Below are 16,388 nucleotides of genomic sequence, written 5' to 3' on the forward strand. Positions count from 1 at the left end.
AAAAAAGCAAGTTATTATCATGAAAAATATACGTTTTATTGTTCAGCCAGGTGGTTCAGTTCAAGGAAGAATTCGTGTTCCAGGTGATAAATCCATTTCGCACCGTAGTATTATGCTGGGCTCTATAGCGGAAGGCACAACAACCGTTACAGGTTTCTTGGAAGGCGAAGACAGTTTGGCCACGCTAAAAGCATTTCAAGCCATGGGTGTTGAGATTGAGGGGCCAGTTGACGGCAAGGTAACCATTAAAGGTGTTGGATTGAGCGGGCTTAAGCAACCCAAACATACATTGAACATGGGCAATTCAGGCACCTCAATGCGTCTGTTAAGTGGCATTATTGCAGGCCAAAAATTTAGCTCTGAATTGACCGGTGATGCTTCGCTAAGCAAGCGTCCAATGAAACGTGTTATCGATCCGCTTACCTTAATGGGTGCCAAAATCGAAAGCGAAGATAAAGGCTTGCCGCCGCTCAAAGTGCAGGGCAGTGATCAACTTAACGCCATCGACTACACGCTACCCATGGCGAGCGCCCAAGTAAAATCCTGCGTGCTGCTTGCTGGCTTGTATGCACAAGGCACCACAAGCGTTGTTGAGCCAGCGCCGACTCGTGACCATACTGAACGCATGTTGCGTGGCTTTGGTTATCAAGTAACAAGCAAAAAGTTAGATGCGCTTGCAACGAAAATTACCTTGCAAGGCGGTGGAAAATTGACAGCCACCCACATTGATGTACCTTCTGATATTTCATCCGCCGCATTTTATATGGTGGCCGCTTCGATTGCCCCCGGCTCAGATTTAGTGATAGAGCACGTGGGGATTAACCCAACCCGCACAGGCATTATTGATATTCTAAAACTAATGGGCGCGGATATAACCCTTGAAAACCCACGTGAGGTGGGTGGTGAGCCCGTCGCTGATATTCATGTGCGTGCCGCAAAATTAAAAGGGATTACCATTCCAGAAGAATTAGTACCCTTGGCCATTGATGAGTTCCCCGTGTTATTTGTTGCCGCCTCTGCAGCCGAAGGGACAACTGTATTAACCGGTGCCGAAGAGTTGCGTGTTAAAGAATCAGATCGCATTCAGGTAATGGCGGATGCCCTTCAAGCGGTTGGCATTGATGCACAGCCTACTGAGGATGGTATGATTGTTCAAGGTGGCGAGCAAAAGCCCCAGTCTGCCGCTATTATCAGTCATCATGATCATCGCATTTCGATGGCGATGACGGTAGCTGGTCTAAAAGCCGTCGCACCGATAAAAATTGAAGACTGTGCGAATGTAAATACGTCCTTTCCTCGTTTTATTGAACTTGCCAATTCAGTTGGGTTGCAGGTGACGGCTGAGGAGGCGTGATGATAAATATTATTACGGTTGACGGCCCAAGTGGAGTCGGCAAGGGCACACTTTGTCAATTACTATGCGAGCATACGGGTTTTCATTTTTTGGATAGTGGTGCTATTTATCGAAGTCTAGCCTATGGTGTGTTGGATAAAAAAATTGAGTTAGAAAACCAACCAGGCCTGGTAGCGTTGGCAAGCGTTTTGCCCGTTGAATTTATAGATGGCAAGGTTTGGTTTGAAGGTCAAGATATTAGCCTGACGATTCGTAATGAAGACGTCGCGGGCATGGCGTCAAAAGTCGCGGCCATGCCCGCGGTAAGGGAAGCATTGTTGCAAAGACAAAAAGATTTTGCGCGCCAACCAGGCCTGGTTGCTGACGGCCGAGATATGGGTACGGTGGTGTTTCCACAGGCTCAGGTTAAGTTGTTTTTAACCGCTTCTGCAGAAATTCGTGCAGAAAGACGTGTTAACCAGTTGAAAAATCAAGGTGTTACTGCTAATATTAACAAAATAACGCAGGACATCATTGAGCGGGACCAACGAGACATGTCTCGGGCCACTTCGCCTTTGATACCTGCGGATGATGCATTTGTGATCGATACGACGGATTTAAATATCCATCAAGTCTTTGATAAATCAAAACAAATTCTACAAAATTGTGGAATATGACGACCTAGCCAATGATTGGGGAATTGGCTTTTATTAACTGACCCGAGTTGTTTTACTTGCCCCAAGATTGGTAATTCATTCGGTTTTGTAATTTTAAATTTGGTAATCCATTCATGAGCGAAACTTTTGCACAGTTATTCGAAGAATCTCTTCAGTTAGACCGTTTTCAAACCGGCGCATTAATTATTGGTACCGTTGTTGGTATAGACAAAGAAACCGTTATGGTCGATGCAGGCATGAAGTCTGAATCTGCCATCCCAAGAAAGCAATTTGAAGATGCGCAAGGCAACTTAGAAGTGGCTGTTGGTGATGAAGTTGAAGTATGTTTAGAAGCGTTAGAAGACGGTTTCGGTGAAACCCGTTTATCACGCAAAAAAGAAAAACGTGCTAAAACTTGGGATCGTCTTGAAACCGCCGTTGAAGAAAATGAAACCGTTATCGGTTTAGTAACCGGTAAAGTTAAAGGCGGTCTTACTGTTGATGTTGAAGGCGTTCGCGGCTTCCTACCAGGTTCTTTGGTTGACACGCGTCCAATTCGCGACTTTAGCTTCCTAGAAGGCAAAGAAGTAGAATTAAAGTTAGTTAAAATTGATCGTAAGCGCAACAATGTTGTCGTCTCTCGTCGTGCTGTTATCGAACAAGAAAACAGCGCTGAACGTGAAGCATTACTTGCAAACATGGACGAAGGGTCTGTGCTTAAAGGTATTGTTAAGAACCTAACAGACTACGGCGCATTTATTGACCTTGGCGGTGTTGATGGTCTATTGCACATCACGGATATGGCATGGCGTCGTGTTAATCATCCATCTGAAATCGTACAGGTTGGTGATGAAATCGAAGTGCGTGTATTGAAGTTTGATAAAGAGCGTAACCGTGTTTCTCTAGGCTTGAAGCAAATGGAAGCCGATCCATGGTCAGACATGGTTGCACGTTACCCAATCGGTTCTGAAACTGGCGGTAAAGTGGCAAATATCACTGACTACGGCGCGTTTGTTGAAATCGAAGAAGGTATTGAAGGTTTAGTACATACTTCTGAATTGGATTGGACAAACCGTAACATTCACCCTTCTAAAGTGGTTCATTTAGGTCAGGAAGTGCGTGTTAAGGTATTGGATGTTGACCAAGAACGTCGTCGTATTTCTTTAAGTATCAAACAGTGTACCGTTAACCCATGGGAAAGCTTTGCTGTTACCCATAAAAAAGGTGACAAGATTGCAGGTAACATCAAGTCTATCACTGACTTCGGTATCTTTATCGGTCTAGATGGTGGCATCGATGGTTTAGTTCACCTTACCGATATTTCTTGGAATCAAACGGGCGAAGAAGCCATTCGTGATTTCAAAAAAGGGGATGAGCTAGAAACGGTTATTCTTTCAATTGATTCGGAGAGAGAGCGTATTTCTCTAGGCCTGAAGCAGCTTGAGCAAGATCCTTTCTCACAATTTGTGGCAACCAATGGTAAAAATGCGATTGTTGAAGGTGTTGTGAAGTCTGTCGACGATAAAGGTGCGGTAATTGATTTAGCGGAAGAAGTAGAAGGTTACCTTCGTGCTTCTGAACTAAACGAAGACACGCGTGATGCATCAAGCGTATTAAAAGTAGGTGATAAGGTTGAGGCCAAAATCACTAACATCGATCGCAAGAGTCGCAACATTTCTTTGTCAGTAAAGGCAAAAGACAAGCAAGAAGAAGCCGATGCTATTAAGGGCTACACTTCAAATCAAGAGCAAGCCACCAACACGCTAGGTGATTTGTTGAAAGGTCAGCTTTAAGTCTGGTAAATTAAACGTCAATCATCGCATTGACATTTAATTGGTCGTCCAGCTCCGTTTTTGGGGCTGGTCTTATTTCTACCAAAATACACTTAAAGAGTAAAATAATGACCAAGTCAGAGTTAATCGAGCTCATCGCAAGAAGACAAGCTCAATTACCACAAAAAGATGTGGAGATTGCAGTAAATCAAATTTTAGACTCTATGACTGAAACCTTAGCACAAGGCGATCGAATTGAAATTCGTGGCTTTGGTAGCTTTAGTTTGCATCATAGAAAGGCACGTATTGGTCGTAACCCTAAAACGGGTGAATCTGTAGAATTAGCTGAAAAGCGTGTTCCGCATTTTAAGCCAGGCAAAACCCTGCGTGAGCAAGTGGATGCCGCAAAAGCAACGACGGATATTATCTGCTAACAAGGATAAGTTTATATGATCGGCAAAGTGCTTTCATTCGTTGTACTGGTTGTTATGATGGTGTTAGGGATTTTGCTCGGTTCACTTAATCCAACTTCTGTGCCGTTTGATTATTATTTTGATCAACGGCACATTCCCTTGTCCATTCTTTTAAGTCTTTCATTTATTTCAGGTTTATTGCTTGCTGGATTCTTTATTATTTTGCAGGTTGTTCATTTGAAGTGGACCAATCACAAACTCAATAAACAAATCAAAAAGCAATCGAATGAAATTATCGAGTTAAAAAAGAAAGTTCATACTGAGCAAGAGAAGTCGGTTACCACCGAATTAATCGTATCCCCTGTAAAACCTGATTAAACCTAATTATATAAATAAAGGAGTTAAGCATGACTTCCTCACCCGTTATTGTTGCATTGGATTTTGACAATCAGCAAGGCGCTTTAACGCTGGTCGAAAAACTGGATTCAACACAGTGTAGACTAAAAGTGGGCAAAGAATTGTTTGCTATTGCGGGGCCGCAACTAGTTGAAAAACTTGTAACTCAAGGTTTTGATGTGTTTCTTGATCTGAAATATCATGATATTCCCAATACCGTGGCGATGGCGTGTAAAGCCGCTGCCAATATGGGTGTCTGGATGGTCAATGTACATGCCTCAGGTGGGCCTAACATGATGGCAGCCGCTAAGGAAGCAATTTTAAGTTGCTCGCATCAGCCAATCCTAACCGCTGTAACCATCCTTACTAGCTTCGATCAAGCACAGCTTGAATCGATTGGCATGCAAGGTACCATTGAGCAAAATGTTTTGCGGCTGGCTCGTTTAGCCAAGACATCGGGTGCGGATGGCGTGGTTTGTTCTGCACTGGAGGCGAGTGTTTTACGCTCGGAGCTTGGAGGGGCCTTTAAACTCGTTACGCCCGGTATCCGTCCTGCAGGTTCGGCAACCAATGACCAGCAACGCATTATGACCCCGCCTCAAGCGATAGCAGCCGGTTCAGATTATTTGGTAATAGGGCGCCCCATTACCCAAGCACCTGACCCCTTAGCCAGTTTATTAGCGATAAATGAAAGTTTAGGCTGCTAGGAGCCTGTTTCATAAATGTCGCGTGAACTTTATGAAATATGCGGGCTAGTAAGCTTGCAATAGCTATAAGTTTTATCTATAATCCCAGTCTTTCAGGTCTTATAAAAGATAGGCCTGAATTTCCTTGCTTTACTATAAAGCCTTTTTGCTTTGTAGAAAGCTCCGATATTGATCCATAAGGAGAGACCATGCGTCATTACGAAGTAATATTTTTAGTGCACCCTGATCAAAGCGAGCAGGTGCCTGCGATGGTTGAGCGTTACCGTTCAATGATCGAACAAGCTGACGGTAAAATTCACCGTTTAGAGGATTGGGGTCGTCGCCAATTGGCCTACACCATCGATAAAGTACATAAAGCTCATTATATTCTAATGAATATCGAGTGTAATCAAGAAACGTTGAGTGAACTTGAAAATGCGTTCTACTACAATGATGCCGTGTTACGTAATATGGTCATAGCTCGTAAAGAAGCCGATGTTGAACCTTCTGTGATGGCTGGCAGAAAAGATGACAAACCGGCACTCGCTGCAAACGCATAATTAGGAGAGTAACATGGCTAAAAATTTCGGACGTAAAAAATATTGTCGCTTTTCAGCAGAAAACGTAAAAGAAATCGATTATAAAGATTTGGATACGCTGCGTGCTTACATTACTGAAACAGGTAAAATTGTACCTAGTCGCATTACAGGTACAAGTGCAAAATACCAGCGTCAGTTGGCAACCGCCATTAAGCGTGCCCGTGTACTAGCATTATTGCCCTACACTGATCAACACAAATAAATCGTTTATTAAGTTAATATCATGATTGCACTTGCAAACTATGTAATGAAAGGGCCTATGCAGGCCTATATTGCCAGTATTGCGTTTGCATTGTTGGCTATCTGGTTTACACCGGTAGGCTTTTTGGCTGGCGCGGTCATTGCATTAGTTACGCTACGTGTTGGGCTAGCTGATGGCTTAAAACTGATGGCTGCAACAGCGGCGGTGCATTTGGGACTCTCTGGTGTACTATCAGGCAGCTATTTAGCAGGCCTGGTGGTTATTATCGAGTTTATGCTACCCGTTTGGGTTTTGGCGGTGGTATTACGCCAGACTAACTCACTGGGCGCTACATTGCAATTTGCCGGTTTGATGGCAGCGGCTGGCTTAGTGTTTGTTCATTTACTCGTCGGCGATATGCCAGGCTGGTGGATGAATACATTTAATCAAGCGGTTAGACCTTTATTGGATCAAGCAGACGTTGCCTATTCTATTGAACTGATTGAGCAAATGTCCAACGTGATGACCATGTTGATTGCGATGTTTGCTGTAGTGCTTTGGTTTAGCGTTTTAATCACCGGGCGTTGGTGGCAAGGTGTGCTGTATTACCCTGGCCAGTTCCAAAAAGATTTTCATCAATTAACGCTGCCGAGAAATGTGGCCTATGCGACGGCGTTAGTGGCTGTCGCTAGCATTTTCTTTAATGATGCAAGTGGTGGCTTACTCGGTGACTTATTTGGTTTGTTAACCGTGATATTAATGTTTCAAGGCTTGGCAATTGCGCATCATGCCGTCTTGAGAAAAGATTTGAGTAATGGCTGGTTAGTCGGTTTATATATTTTATTGGCTGTGTTCCCACAGACAGTGTTGGTTTTATCAATCCTTGGCTTGGCGGATAATTTTATGGATTTACGCAGTCGTTGGATAGAAAGTTAATAGAGGTTTTCTTATGAACGTTATTCTGCTTGAAAAAGTACAAAATCTTGGTACATTAGGTGACCAAGTTACAGTTAAATCGGGTTATGCACGCAACTTTTTAATTCCACAGGGTAAAGCAAAGCCTGCAACAAAAGAGAATTTGGCTGAGTTTGAAGCACGTCGTGTTGAATTAGAAAAACAAGCGGCAGCGGCCTTGGCTGATGCACAAGCCTTGTATGAAAAAATGAATGGCATGGTTGTGACTGTTGAAGCTAGTGCGGGTGAAGAAGGCAAGCTATTCGGTTCTATCGGTACGCAAGACATTGCGGACGCACTATGTGCATCCGGCTTTGAAGTTGAGCGTCGTCATGTTCGTTTACCAGAAGGTGCTTTGCGCCATATCGGTACATTCGAAATTGATGTTCAGTTACACACCGATGTTGTAGCTGCTATCACGGTTGAAGTCAAAGCAGGTTAATCACTGCTTTAACTTGAATAATGAAAACCCCGTCTAATTATAATTAGACGGGGTTTTTTAATGGCTACAATCTATCGCATTCAATCGTTTATAATATGTCTAATCTCATAATAAACGATAAACTATGAAACCCAACGCTAAATCTCAGTCACCCTCCACAACAAGCAGCCCTTTCAAGGTTCCTCCTCACTCAATTGACTCTGAGCAATCTGTCTTAGGTGGACTCATGCTATCGAATGCGTCATTTGAAGATGTCTCTATTGTTGTTAATGAATATGACTTCTATACCCAGCAGCACCAAGCGATTTATAGTGCGATTTGTGAGTTAAGTCGCGCCAATAAGCCATTTGACCTGGTCACTGTCGTTGAACTCTTAGAAGCGACGAATCAAATCGAGCTGGCCGGTGGTAAAACCTACCTGGCTGAATTAGTGGCGAATACACCGGGTGCTGGCAATATTCTTTTTTATGCACAAATAGTGCGTGAAAAATCTATTCTTCGCAAATTGATTGACGCCTCTAACGAGGTCTCGGAAAGCTGCTTCTTTACCAAAGGTAAAGATGTGCGTGAAATCCTTGATTTTGCCGAGGCTAAAATATTAGCGATTGCTGAGCATGGTGCAGGAAAGCAACGTCAATATAAAACCATGGATGAGTTACTCGCCTCTGCGATTAATCGCATTGATGAGTTGTTTAACTCCGATGGTTCCATTACCGGTATAGCCACACATTTGACCGAGTTTGACGAAATGACCTCCGGATTGCAACGCGGCGACTTGTTGATTGTAGCAGGGCGCCCCTCAATGGGAAAAACCACTTTTTCAATGAACTTAGCCGAAAACGTCGCAACAAAAAGTGGGCAACCTGTTGCGGTGTTTAGTATGGAAATGCCCGGAGAACAGCTTGCGATGAGAATGATTAGTTCACTAGGGCGTATTGATGCTCACCGGATGCGAACCGGTAAATTATTGCCTGAGGATTGGGCAAAAATGAACAAATCTATCTCGCTATTATCGAATGCCGATATTTATATTGATGACACACCGGCCTTGATGATTACAGAGCTTCGAGCAAGGGCGCGTCGCATTGACAAGGATATTCGTGATAAGCAACGGCGTAAAGCGATTGAAGCGGGGGTTGAAGACCCCGAGTCCAAGGTAACAGGTTTGGGTTTAATTGTCATTGACTACCTTCAGCTGATGCGGGGCTCTCAGCATACCGATAACCGTGTGAATGAAATTTCTGAAATCTCTCGTGGTTTGAAGGCACTGGCTAAAGAGCTTAATATCCCGCTAATTGCGTTATCACAGCTCAATCGAAGCTTGGAGCAGCGCCCTGATAAGCGCCCAAAAATGTCTGACTTACGTGAATCAGGGGCAATTGAACAGGATGCCGATTTAATTATCTTTATTTACCGAGACGAAGTCTATCATCCTGATAGTGATGACAAAGGAACGGCGGAAATTATTATTGGCAAACACCGTAATGGTTCGATTGGCACGATACGATTGACATTCATTGGTCAATACACCCGGTTTGAGAACTATATTTCAATGTCACCTGAAGATATGCACTATTAATATGTCACGTCCTATTTGCGCTCAAATTAATCTTGCCGCTTTACGGCATAATCTTACACAAGTTCGACAACTCGCCCCCCATTCTAAAATTTGGGCCGTGATTAAAGCGAATGGGTATGGTCATGGTATTGTGCGTGTAGCGCAGCAGTGTTCATCTGCGGATGGTTTTGCTGTCGCCAGTCTGGATGAAGCCCTTATATTGCGTCAGCAAGGATTTTTACATCGCATTTTATTACTAGAGGGTATTTTTCAACCTGAAGAAATGCCATTGGTTGAGCAACATCGTTTGGATTTGGTGCTGCACTCGCCGCATCAGGTTGAATGGTTGCTTGCTTATCAACCAAAGTTTGCGCTCAAAGTATGGCTTAAACTCGATACAGGGATGCATCGACTAGGGTTCGACCCCGTCAGCTTTGCCCAATCAATGCTGAAAATCCGTAATAGCTTACCGCAATTAAGGCTCAACTTAATGTCACATTTTGCCAGCGTAACAGAAGATACGGTGTTTACCAGGCAACAGCAGGTTTGTTTTGAGCAGCAAGCTAAAGACTATCAATGCCCAATGAGTTTAGCGAATTCCGCGGCATTACAGCGCTTACCGCAAACCCATTTAGACTGGGTACGACCTGGCATTATGCTCTATGGCGCCGGCATCATGCCCGAGTTTCGCTCTTTGTTTCAACCGGTATTGACATTTCAAACACAAATTATTAGCTTGAAATGGATTGCGCAAGGTGAGGCGGTGGGATATGGTCAAACGTGGGTGGCACAAAAACCGAGTTTGATTGGTGTCGCGGCTGCAGGCTATGGTGATGGCTATCCACGCCATGCACCAAGCGGCACGCCAGTATTAGTCAATAACCAACGCGTCCCCATTGCAGGACGTGTTTCAATGGATATGCTGACCCTTGATTTGACAGCGATAGCTGGCGCCGTCAATATAGGTGACCCTGTTGTGCTTTGGGGTGAGGGTTTACCTGTGGACGAAATAGCTGAAAAAGCCGGCACAATAGGTTATGAATTACTCTGTGGCATCACCCAGCGTGTGCCCATTAAAGAAATAGAGCGGGAACCAGATCATGTCAGATAAAACACTCGTCATTCATTCTAATACTAAAGGCTATGACGGCTTTTTTAAAATTAATCGAGTCACCTTTCAGCACAGTCTTTATCAAGGCGGTATGAGCCCTGCCATTGTAAGAGAGTTATTTGGTCGTGGTCAGGCCGTCGTGGTCTTACTCTATGACCTGAATGCGCAACAGGCTGTACTGGTTGAGCAGTGCCGTGCCGGTGCGCTCCAACATGCACTGGAAGCGAATAATCCTAATCAGGCCTGGTTAATAGAGCCTGTGGCAGGGATGATTGACCCAGGGGAGTCTACTTGGGAAGCTTGTAAACGTGAAACGCTTGAGGAAGCCGGTGTCTTAGTCACCGAGTTCGAGTATATTTGCCAATTTTACCCCAGCCCTGGCGGCAGTGATGAAATACTTCATCTTTATGCCGCGCAGGTAGATGTTAATCAACTGGGTGAATTTAGCGGCCTAAAAGAGGAGGTTGAGGATATTCGCTTGCTCAAGATGCCATTTAGCTCACTAAAACAAGATTTGTTAACCGGCAAGTTTCGCGTTGCCAGCACCCTTATTGCTTTACAATGGCTTTTTTTTCAAAAGCTAGGTCATCATTAAACGCCATGAAAAATACCTCACAAAAACCGGATAACCATCCACCCTCACGCGATCCATTAATGGCCTTGTTTCGTTATGGCAAGTTACCAAAAATAACACATCAGCTCTTACTGGCAGCCAGTTTAATTGCCGCGTCATATTGGCTATATTTTGCTATTGTCAAAATGCAATTACTCCCTCGGTTTTTAGCGGGTGAAGCGTTGATTTTAGATGCCGTTGTTGGGTTTCCATTAGTCTTGGCTTTGGCCATTGTGGTGTATGCCGTTGTATTTTGGTTAGTGAAACTGATGGTGATTATTTTTTACCCCAGCTGGCTAACCTTGCCGAGTGATTATTATGATGATGCTGATGAATCATATTTTGATCCTACTGAACCACCCGATGATAAGCGCACCCAATGAACCTAACCGCTCATAAGCGTGAAGCCTATCAACTGATACGTATCGCACTGCCGATTTTTACCGCACAACTCGCCCTGACGAGCTTAGGGGTCGTGGATACCATTATGTCAGGCTGGGTAGGGGTCAATGACCTAGCGGCGATTGGCTTGGGAACCAGTATTTTATTACCGGTTTTTATTTTTGCGACCGGTATTTTGTTAGCCATGACGCCCATTACAGCCCGATTTTTAGGGCAAAAAAATTCAACCGCGATTGGATATAATCTTACTCAGGGTCTATGGTTAGCGATCCCGATTGGGCTTGTGAGTATGTTATTGCTGATGATACCGCAGCCCTTGCTGAATTTGTTGCAGTTAAGCCCACAGGTTTATGATTTAACCGTCGATTATCTATTCTATGCCGCGTTAGGTTTGCCTGGGGTTGCACTTTATCAGGTTTATCGATTTTTCTGGGAAGGTTTAGGCATTACGCTACCAACACTTTATTTAAGTGTTGGTGCCTTGTTATTAAATATTCCGCTTAATGCATTGTTTATCTATGGCTACGGGCCGATTGAAGGTATGGGTGCAGTGGGCTGTGGTGTAGCGACCGCGATTGTGATGTGGTCGATGTTGCTGGGTGGTTGGTTGTATGTGCGCTATGCAACAAAAACACAAGTCTATCGCCAACCAGGCCTGGTTGGTCCAGACTGGAAAAAAGGCTTTAAACCGATTTTATTATTGGGTGTACCTATGGCATTTTCATTGTTATTTGAAGTGGGGATGTTTAGTTTTGTTGTATTGTTTATCGCACCGCTTGGCACGACAGTAATTGGTGCCCATCAAATTGCAATGAGCTTTACCTCTTTGCTGTTTATGTTGCCTTTAAGTCTGGCAATGGCGATGACTGTGCGCGTCGGTTTTGGCTATGGTGAAAATAGCCGTGAAGCCGTCAAAACTAGCATTAGCGTCGGTGTGGCCTTTGCCTTGTTTTTTGGCATTGCCTTATCACTGTTTACCCTAACGTTCAGAGAAGTGTTTGTCAGTCTTTACACCAGTCACCCAGAGGTATTTCATATTGCGGCGATGTTATTTATTTTTGCAGCCTCTTATCAGGTATTTGATGCGATACAGGTAGCAATGGCCGGCGCACTCCGTGGTTTGCACGACACCCAGGTTACCATGTGGGTGACACTGATAAGTTACTGGGGCGTAGGGTTAGGCGGCGGCTACTGGCTGGCTTTTGCTAATCCATTTGGTGAACCGCTCGGGGTGTATGGCTTTTGGTTTGGGATTATTGCCGGTCTAGCCTTAGCGGCTGTTTTATTGATTTTGCGATTGAGATGGATGATGCAACATGTTGATTTTAAAAGCTAAGTGTCCTTGCGGAAGTGGACAAGACTATAGCGATTGCTGTAAGCTAATTCATACGGGTAAAGCCAAAGCGCTGACGGCTGAAGCCTTGATGCGTTCTCGGTTTAGTGCTTATTATTTGGGTCAGCAACAACCTGAGCTAGCGTCGTACCTGTTAAATACTTGGTGTCCATCTACACGACCAAACAGCATGGAACTGACCGATCAACCAAACTGGGTAAGATTAAAAATATGGCAAACCCAAGCGGGGCAGCCAAACGACAAACAAGGCATTGTTGAATTCAGTGCGTTTTATTTGGATGGCTTGTTTCAATTGGAGTTTCGTGAGAAAAGTTATTTTCAACGAAACCCGGAGGGTGACTGGTGTTACCTGCGCGGTGATATCTTAAAAAACTAAAGGTGATTGCGCTTTTCGTCATCCTCTTTTGAGTTTTTAAAAAATAAATAAACACCATAAATAACGAGGCCCACAATCGTGACCGCAATAGCGGTTAACCCCAGCATGAGTAAAAGCGCGTCAAAAACCTTATCCATTGTGATAGAGTGCATTTAAAATTTATCCATTTATTTTTATGTGTGAACATTCTACAATAAACATGCAATTTTAGCCGACAAACATTAGAGAAAAATTATGGCACAGACAATTTCGGAATTGGAAAAAGAACGCGCGAAATTATTAGAGGCGATTGAAGCACAAGCTAACCAACTCTCCAAGCAGCGTGGCGGAGCCACCAATGAAGCACGTCCTCACACCCTCAATGATTGGTTGAACGCCGCTGAGCAGGTTGTACCAGCCAAAAAAGAACCCAAAATGAGCTATGACGACGATTACAGTTCACTCGCCAAGCCACGTCAGCATAATCCGCGCATCAGAGAACCCATGTTTAATCCGCAAGATTTTGCGGAGCCTGATGTGACCTTAAGTCAAACCGCCCAATCCGAAGCCGCCCCCAAAATGAAAAAGAAATCCACCGCCTTAGGCGCGCATAAAGCCAAGCAAGCACAAAAAGCCTCGTTTTTTGGTGTTATCATTATGCTATCCTTATTGATGACGGTATTAGGTGTGATTTATGTCGCCTACAATGCGGTGCAACGCGATATGCAGCAGCTAGCAGCTATTCACTCTGAAACCCTTGATACATTGGGTAATGTACAACTAGAGGTGATGGCACTTAAAGACCAAATTGAAAAAGGCGGTGATGCTGACATGTTTGATCAATTGATTGAGCGTATCGAAATCCAACAGCGTCAGTTAAGCGAGTTAAGACAAGCACAAGCCTCACAACAAATCAGTCCGCATGCACTGCGAGAAGCCACACAACAGCTTGAGCGCCAAATGGAAGCGCGTTTACAAGGGTTTTTAACTCAAATGGCGTTTTCAGATGCACCGATACCGCCGAATGATATACAGACACCGGCTACGCCCTCCGTGCCTACAGCTAGATCCGAACAAAAAGTCGTGCGCCTTGTTGAACAAAAAGCACCGGTTGACCCAGATGTTACCTGGCTTAAGCAACAAGCTGCTGATAATTTTGTTTTACAGCTTGCTAGCATGGCCGACCGCAACGGCATTGAGCAGGTTATCAATGACAAACGCATTCAAGGCGGTCGAATTATTCCGCAGATACGTGATGGTCGTCAAAGTTTTGTGCTGGTTGTCGGTTCTCATGCGCAGCGTACTCAAGCTAACCAAATGGCGGTTGATATTAAAGAGCAAACCGGGATTTCACCCTGGGTGCGTCGTGTGCGTGACTTAAGCGGGCGTGTCGAGTAAAGGGATCACCAAACAAAAGGTGACACCTTGCTGGTCGGGCCAGTTGTCGACGGATAGTTCAGCTTGATGATGTTGTGCAATCAGCTTGGCCAGATAAAGCCCCAACCCTAAGTGCGCATGATCTAAATCGCCGGTTGCTCGAAGAGACACCATGCCCTCAAATATTTGTGATTTCAGCTCATCCGGTATCGTTGGGCCAGCATTACTTACACGGACCACTAACTGGCCGCTTTGTTTTTCCATCGATAGTAAAATAGGCTGGCGGCCATTATTAAAATCGAGTGCATTATCAATCAGTTTATCAATGAGTTGCTCAAGTAAAAAACCATCGGCTTGAACAGCACAATCTTGTAAGTTTTGTGCGATACGTATCGTCACAAGACCCGTGGGTAAACTGTCGCAAATAGATTGAAAGTAATCACTTATTCGCTGTACAGCAAGCGGATACAACATCTGATTCTCAAGGCTTTGCTCTAAACTCGACGCTTCTGATAAAGCAGTTAAGAGTCTTTGTAATTGCGCTAAACCTTGCTGTGCTTGCTTAATCCTGTCTTGCTCTGGGTAGGTGAGTGCCAATAGCTCAAGGTTGGCACTCACTCGATTGATTGGATTGTGTAGCTCGTGACGTAGTGTTTTAGGTAGCTGCTTTAGATAACGCTCATAACTAGCGAGTTTTTCAAACATTTCCCATATATCTTGACGCAACTGTGTGAGTTCATCATTTTGCCTTTCTGGTCGTTTTAAATAACCAGGTTGCAATTTTTTTGCCGATGAAAAACTTTTTTTAACATCCTCACCAAGGCGTAAAATCCGATTAGACATGGCTTGCGCATAAAATAAAACACCGGTTAACACCGATAACAAAATCAAAGTGGATAAGCCGATTAAACGATGAAAGGCACTTAAGCTTTGTTGAAATAACTGCGCAATACTCTGCTCAAATACCACCGCACCGATAATTTGGTTGTTGTGATAAAGGGGGGTAGCCGACATCAAGCTAATCGGGTTTTGTTGATGATTAATGCGATATTGTTGACTGGTTTGCCCCTTGAGCGCAGCTTCAATTATTTCACGCTCTGGGTAAGGCGACTGCGGAAAGGGATAGGGGAGTGGGTTGGCGACCTTGCCCAATAATTGAATCCCAGAAAAACCTAGCCACTCTAAAAAATCACGTTTAAAGCTTAAGGACGCATTAAGGTGGCCCATAACATATTGAGTTTGCCCGGTTTGATTGACCAACCAAATGCTACTTTGTTCTAAATCAATATGTGAAAGAATCTGTCCAGCTTCCTGCGTTTTACCCCATATTTCAGGTCTTGTTTCTAAAATCAATGACAAGTTTTGTACAGTATGTTGGTGTAAGCTGGCTTGATGATTTAAAATCAAATGTTGCAAATCGATTGCTAAGCGATAAGCCAAGAGAGGCAATATACCCAACAATAAAAATAACAATAGCAAACGACGTCGGATAGTAAAACGTGCAGTCATTGCCAACGGTAGCCACGACCATAGACATTGTGAATCGCATCAAACTCAGGGGTTATTTTTTTAAACGCATTACGTAGTCTACAAATATGGGTATTAATGGTATTTCGCTCTACCACGCCTTGCGTCGCGGTTTGTAGTTGTTGGTAATTGATCACCGAACCGATGGGGGTGAGTGCAAATTGTTCAAGCATTTCAAATTCCGTCACGGTAAGTTGAAGCGGTTGTGCTCGCCAAAAAGCTTTTAAATTATGTCTATCTAATTGCAGCCCTTCAATAAAGCTCAGCGATGGCTCCGCTTTAGGCATTTGTGTTAAACGCAATAAATTATCCACTTTTCGCTTTAACACCGCCAAGCTTATAGGCTTAGGCAGATAATCCACCGCGCCAATATCATGACCGGCCATGATATCAAACTCAGATTGACGTTCGGAGAGGAAAATAATCGGAATAGGGCGCTGATAGCGTTGCAAGTTCCGCGCTAAATCAAAGCCCCCGTCGATTTCATCACCTAAAATAATATCGCTAATCAGTAAATCAGGTAGCTGTTGCGTGAACCGAAGCTGTGCGGGCTCACGCATGGCAAAAACATCAATATGAATAGCCTCTGATTGCAATGCCTCCACAATCGCCGATTGCTGTTGCAAATCATCCTCAACCAGCATCACGTTATAAGCCAT

At 44.1% G+C, this 16,388-nt stretch carries 20 protein-coding genes; 17 read left to right on the plus strand and 3 right to left on the minus strand.

Annotation, left to right across the window (positions count from 1 at the left end):
* Positions 1 to 19 precede the first annotated feature (19 nt).
* The 16 genes from aroA (at position 20) to NA59_RS00360 (ending at position 12,846) form a co-directional block, all read left to right on the plus strand.
* Positions 20 to 1,354, plus strand: coding sequence for a 3-phosphoshikimate 1-carboxyvinyltransferase (gene aroA / locus NA59_RS00285; RefSeq protein ID WP_044406164.1), 1,335 nt, complete (start codon positions 20 to 22; stop codon positions 1,352 to 1,354).
* Complete coding sequence (gene cmk, locus NA59_RS00290; protein ID WP_044406166.1) at positions 1,354 to 2,010, plus strand: (d)CMP kinase; 657 nt, start codon at positions 1,354 to 1,356, stop codon at positions 2,008 to 2,010. Before aroA ends, cmk begins: the two co-directional genes overlap by 1 nt.
* 113 nt (positions 2,011 to 2,123) lie before the next feature.
* Positions 2,124 to 3,782 (plus strand): 30S ribosomal protein S1, encoded by a 1,659-nt coding sequence (gene rpsA / locus NA59_RS00295; protein WP_044406169.1) that lies wholly within the window; start codon positions 2,124 to 2,126, stop codon positions 3,780 to 3,782.
* 107 nt (positions 3,783 to 3,889) lie between these two features.
* Entirely contained in the window at positions 3,890 to 4,195 is a 306-nt protein-coding gene (locus tag NA59_RS00300) for an integration host factor subunit beta (protein WP_044406172.1), read from the plus strand.
* A 15-nt stretch (positions 4,196 to 4,210) separates the two neighbouring features.
* On the plus strand, positions 4,211 to 4,552 hold the full coding sequence (locus NA59_RS00305) for a LapA family protein (protein WP_044406175.1): 342 nt from the start codon (positions 4,211 to 4,213) through the stop codon (positions 4,550 to 4,552).
* Between the two features lie 29 nt (positions 4,553 to 4,581).
* Complete coding sequence (pyrF, locus tag NA59_RS00310) at positions 4,582 to 5,277, plus strand: orotidine-5'-phosphate decarboxylase (protein ID WP_044406179.1); 696 nt, start codon at positions 4,582 to 4,584, stop codon at positions 5,275 to 5,277.
* Between the two features lie 188 nt (positions 5,278 to 5,465).
* Positions 5,466 to 5,816, plus strand: coding sequence for a 30S ribosomal protein S6 (gene rpsF / locus NA59_RS00315; protein WP_044406181.1), 351 nt, complete (start codon positions 5,466 to 5,468; stop codon positions 5,814 to 5,816).
* Positions 5,817 to 5,829: 13 nt separating this feature from the next.
* Positions 5,830 to 6,057: a 30S ribosomal protein S18 gene (rpsR, locus tag NA59_RS00320; protein WP_044406184.1), complete on the plus strand. Its 228-nt coding sequence runs from the start codon at positions 5,830 to 5,832 to the stop codon at positions 6,055 to 6,057.
* 21 nt (positions 6,058 to 6,078) lie between these two features.
* Positions 6,079 to 6,972 (plus strand): DUF2232 domain-containing protein, encoded by an 894-nt coding sequence (locus tag NA59_RS00325; RefSeq protein ID WP_044406187.1) that lies wholly within the window; start codon positions 6,079 to 6,081, stop codon positions 6,970 to 6,972.
* A 13-nt stretch (positions 6,973 to 6,985) separates the two neighbouring features.
* Complete coding sequence (rplI, locus tag NA59_RS00330) at positions 6,986 to 7,432, plus strand: 50S ribosomal protein L9 (protein WP_044406191.1); 447 nt, start codon at positions 6,986 to 6,988, stop codon at positions 7,430 to 7,432.
* A 124-nt stretch (positions 7,433 to 7,556) separates the two neighbouring features.
* A complete protein-coding gene (dnaB, locus tag NA59_RS00335) occupies positions 7,557 to 9,011 on the plus strand; it encodes a replicative DNA helicase (RefSeq protein WP_044406194.1) in 1,455 nt (484 codons plus the stop codon).
* 1 nt (position 9,012) lies between these two features.
* Positions 9,013 to 10,101, plus strand: coding sequence for an alanine racemase (gene alr, locus NA59_RS00340; RefSeq protein WP_044406197.1), 1,089 nt, complete (start codon positions 9,013 to 9,015; stop codon positions 10,099 to 10,101).
* Positions 10,091 to 10,696: an NUDIX domain-containing protein gene (locus tag NA59_RS00345; RefSeq protein WP_044406200.1), complete on the plus strand. Its 606-nt coding sequence runs from the start codon at positions 10,091 to 10,093 to the stop codon at positions 10,694 to 10,696. The genes alr and NA59_RS00345 overlap by 11 nt, the downstream gene beginning before the upstream one ends.
* A gap of 5 nt (positions 10,697 to 10,701) precedes the next feature.
* On the plus strand, positions 10,702 to 11,097 hold the full coding sequence (locus NA59_RS00350) for a hypothetical protein (protein ID WP_044406202.1): 396 nt from the start codon (positions 10,702 to 10,704) through the stop codon (positions 11,095 to 11,097).
* Entirely contained in the window at positions 11,094 to 12,452 is a 1,359-nt protein-coding gene (locus tag NA59_RS00355; RefSeq protein WP_044406204.1) for an MATE family efflux transporter, read from the plus strand. The genes NA59_RS00350 and NA59_RS00355 overlap by 4 nt, the downstream gene beginning before the upstream one ends.
* The gene (locus tag NA59_RS00360) at positions 12,433 to 12,846 is read left to right on the plus strand and encodes a YchJ family protein (protein WP_044406560.1); all 414 of its coding nucleotides are present in this window, start codon (positions 12,433 to 12,435) and stop codon (positions 12,844 to 12,846) included. Before NA59_RS00355 ends, NA59_RS00360 begins: the two co-directional genes overlap by 20 nt.
* On the opposite strand, the gene NA59_RS14980 is transcribed toward NA59_RS00360, so the two are convergent.
* Positions 12,843 to 12,998 carry a hypothetical protein gene (locus tag NA59_RS14980; RefSeq protein ID WP_157792521.1) on the minus strand — a complete coding sequence of 52 codons (156 nt, stop codon included), beginning with the start codon at positions 12,996 to 12,998 and terminating at the stop codon, positions 12,843 to 12,845. The genes NA59_RS00360 and NA59_RS14980 overlap by 4 nt on opposite strands.
* An 82-nt stretch (positions 12,999 to 13,080) precedes the next feature.
* Here NA59_RS14980 and NA59_RS00365 point away from each other — a divergent pair, with 82 nt between their 5' ends.
* A complete protein-coding gene (locus NA59_RS00365) occupies positions 13,081 to 14,223 on the plus strand; it encodes an SPOR domain-containing protein (RefSeq protein ID WP_044406207.1) in 1,143 nt (380 codons plus the stop codon).
* Here the strand turns inward: NA59_RS00365 and NA59_RS00370 are convergent.
* Together NA59_RS00370 and NA59_RS00375 are read right to left on the minus strand one after the other, a co-directional pair.
* Positions 14,203 to 15,711 (minus strand): sensor histidine kinase, encoded by a 1,509-nt coding sequence (locus NA59_RS00370; protein WP_044406210.1) that lies wholly within the window; start codon positions 15,709 to 15,711, stop codon positions 14,203 to 14,205. The genes NA59_RS00365 and NA59_RS00370 overlap by 21 nt on opposite strands.
* Complete coding sequence (locus NA59_RS00375; protein WP_044406213.1) at positions 15,708 to 16,388, minus strand: response regulator transcription factor; 681 nt, start codon at positions 16,386 to 16,388, stop codon at positions 15,708 to 15,710. Before NA59_RS00375 ends, NA59_RS00370 begins: the two co-directional genes overlap by 4 nt.

This window comes from Thiomicrospira microaerophila (assembly GCF_000934765.1).
GTDB lineage: Bacteria > Pseudomonadota > Gammaproteobacteria > Thiomicrospirales > Thiomicrospiraceae > Thiomicrospira > Thiomicrospira microaerophila.

Coding starts and splice junctions, on each gene's coding strand:
- aroA (WP_044406164.1), top strand. CDS start 20: ATGAAAAATATACGTTTTATTGTTCAGCCAGGTGGTTCAGTTCAAGGA.
- cmk (WP_044406166.1), top strand. CDS start 1,354: ATGATAAATATTATTACGGTTGACGGCCCAAGTGGAGTCGGCAAGGGC.
- rpsA (WP_044406169.1), top strand. CDS start 2,124: ATGAGCGAAACTTTTGCACAGTTATTCGAAGAATCTCTTCAGTTAGAC.
- NA59_RS00300 (WP_044406172.1), top strand. CDS start 3,890: ATGACCAAGTCAGAGTTAATCGAGCTCATCGCAAGAAGACAAGCTCAA.
- NA59_RS00305 (WP_044406175.1), top strand. CDS start 4,211: ATGATCGGCAAAGTGCTTTCATTCGTTGTACTGGTTGTTATGATGGTG.
- pyrF (WP_044406179.1), top strand. CDS start 4,582: ATGACTTCCTCACCCGTTATTGTTGCATTGGATTTTGACAATCAGCAA.
- rpsF (WP_044406181.1), top strand. CDS start 5,466: ATGCGTCATTACGAAGTAATATTTTTAGTGCACCCTGATCAAAGCGAG.
- rpsR (WP_044406184.1), top strand. CDS start 5,830: ATGGCTAAAAATTTCGGACGTAAAAAATATTGTCGCTTTTCAGCAGAA.
- NA59_RS00325 (WP_044406187.1), top strand. CDS start 6,079: ATGATTGCACTTGCAAACTATGTAATGAAAGGGCCTATGCAGGCCTAT.
- rplI (WP_044406191.1), top strand. CDS start 6,986: ATGAACGTTATTCTGCTTGAAAAAGTACAAAATCTTGGTACATTAGGT.
- dnaB (WP_044406194.1), top strand. CDS start 7,557: ATGAAACCCAACGCTAAATCTCAGTCACCCTCCACAACAAGCAGCCCT.
- alr (WP_044406197.1), top strand. CDS start 9,013: ATGTCACGTCCTATTTGCGCTCAAATTAATCTTGCCGCTTTACGGCAT.
- NA59_RS00345 (WP_044406200.1), top strand. CDS start 10,091: ATGTCAGATAAAACACTCGTCATTCATTCTAATACTAAAGGCTATGAC.
- NA59_RS00350 (WP_044406202.1), top strand. CDS start 10,702: ATGAAAAATACCTCACAAAAACCGGATAACCATCCACCCTCACGCGAT.
- NA59_RS00355 (WP_044406204.1), top strand. CDS start 11,094: ATGAACCTAACCGCTCATAAGCGTGAAGCCTATCAACTGATACGTATC.
- NA59_RS00360 (WP_044406560.1), top strand. CDS start 12,433: ATGTTGATTTTAAAAGCTAAGTGTCCTTGCGGAAGTGGACAAGACTAT.
- NA59_RS14980 (WP_157792521.1), bottom strand. CDS start 12,998: ATGCACTCTATCACAATGGATAAGGTTTTTGACGCGCTTTTACTCATG.
- NA59_RS00365 (WP_044406207.1), top strand. CDS start 13,081: ATGGCACAGACAATTTCGGAATTGGAAAAAGAACGCGCGAAATTATTA.
- NA59_RS00370 (WP_044406210.1), bottom strand. CDS start 15,711: ATGACTGCACGTTTTACTATCCGACGTCGTTTGCTATTGTTATTTTTA.
- NA59_RS00375 (WP_044406213.1), bottom strand. CDS start 16,388: ATGGCTTATAACGTGATGCTGGTTGAGGATGATTTGCAACAGCAATCG.